The sequence below is a fragment of the Leucobacter sp. M11 genome (assembly GCF_035726885.1).
Classification (GTDB): Bacteria; Actinomycetota; Actinomycetes; order Actinomycetales; family Microbacteriaceae; genus JAPFRB01.
Window position 1 is genome coordinate 141,800 of the sequence record NZ_JAPFRB010000001.1, and the last position, 2,511, is coordinate 144,310.

Sequence of the window (2,511 nt, forward strand, 5' to 3'; positions counted from 1 at the left end):
ACTTGCGGCCCTTGCGGTCGCCGATCCAGCCGAAGAGGAAGCCGCCGAAGGGGCGGGCGATGAAGCCCACCGCGAAGACCGCCAGCGCCGACAGGAGCGCCGAGGTCGGGTCGTCGTTGTTGAAGGCGTGCGCGGCAATGTAGACGGCAAAGGAGGCGTAGACGTTCCAGTCGTACCACTCCAGCAGGTTTCCCATGCCGATGCCGACGAGGTTTTTCCGGGTGGTCTTGCGGTCCTCCGGCGCGGGGGTGCCGGGCGCCAGGTCAGGGGGTGTCACGGTCATCAGGTGGCTTTCTGCTTGGTTCAGTTCTCCGGCGGGCTCGGCTGTGCGCCCGCCGCTGGGCTGTGGTGATGGGGAATGGGGAGGGATCAGCGCTGGCTCAGCTGGCTGAGCTTCCGGTGCGCGAGCGTGGCGAGCAGGGCGGCCCCGTCGCTCAGGACCTCGTCGGCGAACCGAGCCTGGGGCGAGTGGTTATCGGGGGCCGTGTCGAGGTCGGCCCCGAGCGGGGCCGCGCCGAGCGGAATGAACACGCCCGGCACCTCCGCGAGCACGCGGGAGAAGTCTTCCGAGGCGCTCAGCGGGTGCTCGGGCAGCGAGAGCCGCTCCGCGCCGAAGAGGTCCCGGACGGTGTCCGCGGCAAGCCTCGCCTCCGCGGGGTCGTTCTGGGTGACCGGGTAGAGCAGCCGGTAGTCGATCTCGACCGTCACGCCGTGCGCGGCCGCGACGCCGCCGAGGACCTCGTGGATCGCGGTCTGCATCCGGGCCCGGTTCTCGGGGCTGAAGGTGCGCACGGTCGCTTTGATCTCGACCTCGTCGGGGATCACGTTTTCGATGTCGCCGCCCCGGATCATGCCGACGGAAACGACGACGGGGTCGAAGGAGTCAAAGCGGCGGGTGACCATCGTTTGCAGGGCGAGCACCATCGTCGCCGCGGCGACGACCGGGTCCGCGGCGCGGTGCGGGGCGGAGCCATGCCCGCCGCGGCCGACGACGCGGATGAGCACGGTGTCCGAGGCGCTCATGATGGCCCCGGGGCGGACGACGAAGGTGCCCTGCGGGATGCGGGACGAGAACACGTGCAGGGCGTAGGCGGCGCTCACGCGGGGCCCCGCGGCGTCGAGCACTCCCTCGCGGATCATCTCACCGGCCCCGTTGTGGCCTTCTTCGCCGGGCTGGAACATGAGGACGATGTCCCCCGGCAACGAATCGCGCTGAGCGTTCAGGAGCCGGGCGGCGCCGAGCAGCATGGTCACGTGCGCATCGTGGCCGCAGGCGTGCATGGCGCCGGTCACCTCGGAGGCGTAGTCGAGGCCGGTCTCCTCCTGGATCGGCAGGGCGTCCATGTCGCCGCGGAGCAGCACCGCGGGGGCGGACTGACTCGTGGCGGCGCCCCGGATGATGCCGACCACGGAGCTGTTGCTCTGCCCGAGGATGACCTCCACGCCGAGCTCGGCGAGCTGGTCACGGACGAACCGCTGGGTCTCGGGCAAGTGCAAGCCCACCTCGGGGCGGCGGTGCAGCTCGTGGCGGAGGGAAACGAGGTCCGCCTGGAGGGTTGCTGCCTGTTGTCGATAGTCCACTGTGACGATTCTTTCCGGGTCGGTCGCTGATCACATCAATATAAATGTCACAGCGCTCGCGCAGATGACCGGGGCCGGAGTCGTTATTTCTTCGCGGATTTGCCAAATATGAGCATCATTGATGCACAGAGCGGGTAAATCTGTCAGCATGGATGCACGAGCGGGCCAGGACAACCCGGGCCCATGTCCGATTCTCGCGAAGGATGACCGATGCCGCTGCACGACGATCTTGAGCTGCTGCACGCCCTCCAGATCGCGCCCCGCGCCTCCTGGCGGTCGATCGGCGCGGCGATCCACCGCTCCCCCGGGGCCCTCGCGACCCGGTGGCAGGAGCTCACGGACGCGGGGCTCGCCTGGTCCACCGCGGTGCCCTTCGGCGCCGAGCGATCCGGGGTGCTGGTCTTCGTCGCGCTGCTCAGCGAGTCCGGGCGGCAGGGCGAGCTCATCGATCAGGCGATGCGGATCCCCGAGGTGATCTCGGTCGAGGAGCCCGCGCGGCACTGGGACCTCATCCTGACCGTCCTCGCGAGCAGCTTCGAGGATTTCCTGCAGCGCCTGCGCCCCGGCATTCTCCGCCTCGAGGGCATCGCCCGGCACGAGACCATCGTCTGCACCCGGCTGCACTTCAGCGGGCACGAGTGGCGGCTGAACGCGCTCAGCGAGGAGGCCGTGCGGGTCCTGGCCCGCCAGAACCCGGTCAGAGAGGGCTCCGGGCGGGCGCTCCGCGAGGAGGACCGGGAGCTGTTGTCGATCCTGTTTCGCGATGGTCGGGCGGGGGTGAGCGAGATCTCCGCGGAGCTCGGCACGCACCCGAGCACCGTCTCGCGCAGGCTGAACCGCGTGCTCGCCAACACGGGGGTCTCCCTGCGCTGCGACGTTGCGCCCGAGATTATCGGCCAGTCCATCAGCTGCCAGTGGTTTTGCTGGCTA

Annotated in this window: 3 protein-coding genes; 1 reads left to right on the plus strand and 2 read right to left on the minus strand. The window is 69.5% G+C overall.

Annotated features, from left to right (window positions below; translation table 11 throughout):
• Both OOT08_RS00715 and OOT08_RS00720 read right to left on the minus strand, forming a co-directional pair.
• Nucleotides 1–283 (minus strand): MFS transporter (locus tag OOT08_RS00715; RefSeq protein WP_325090675.1); only part of this gene is annotated, 283 nt, incomplete at its 3' end.
• Between the two features lie 86 nt (nucleotides 284–369).
• Nucleotides 370–1,581: a M20 metallopeptidase family protein gene (locus OOT08_RS00720; RefSeq protein WP_325090676.1), complete on the minus strand. Its 1,212-nt coding sequence runs from the start codon at nucleotides 1,579–1,581 to the stop codon at nucleotides 370–372.
• A 210-nt stretch (nucleotides 1,582–1,791) separates the two neighbouring features.
• On the opposite strand from OOT08_RS00720, the gene OOT08_RS00725 reads away from it, so the two are divergent.
• The coding region (locus OOT08_RS00725; protein WP_325090677.1) for an Lrp/AsnC family transcriptional regulator at nucleotides 1,792–2,511 on the plus strand (720 nt) is incomplete at its 3' end.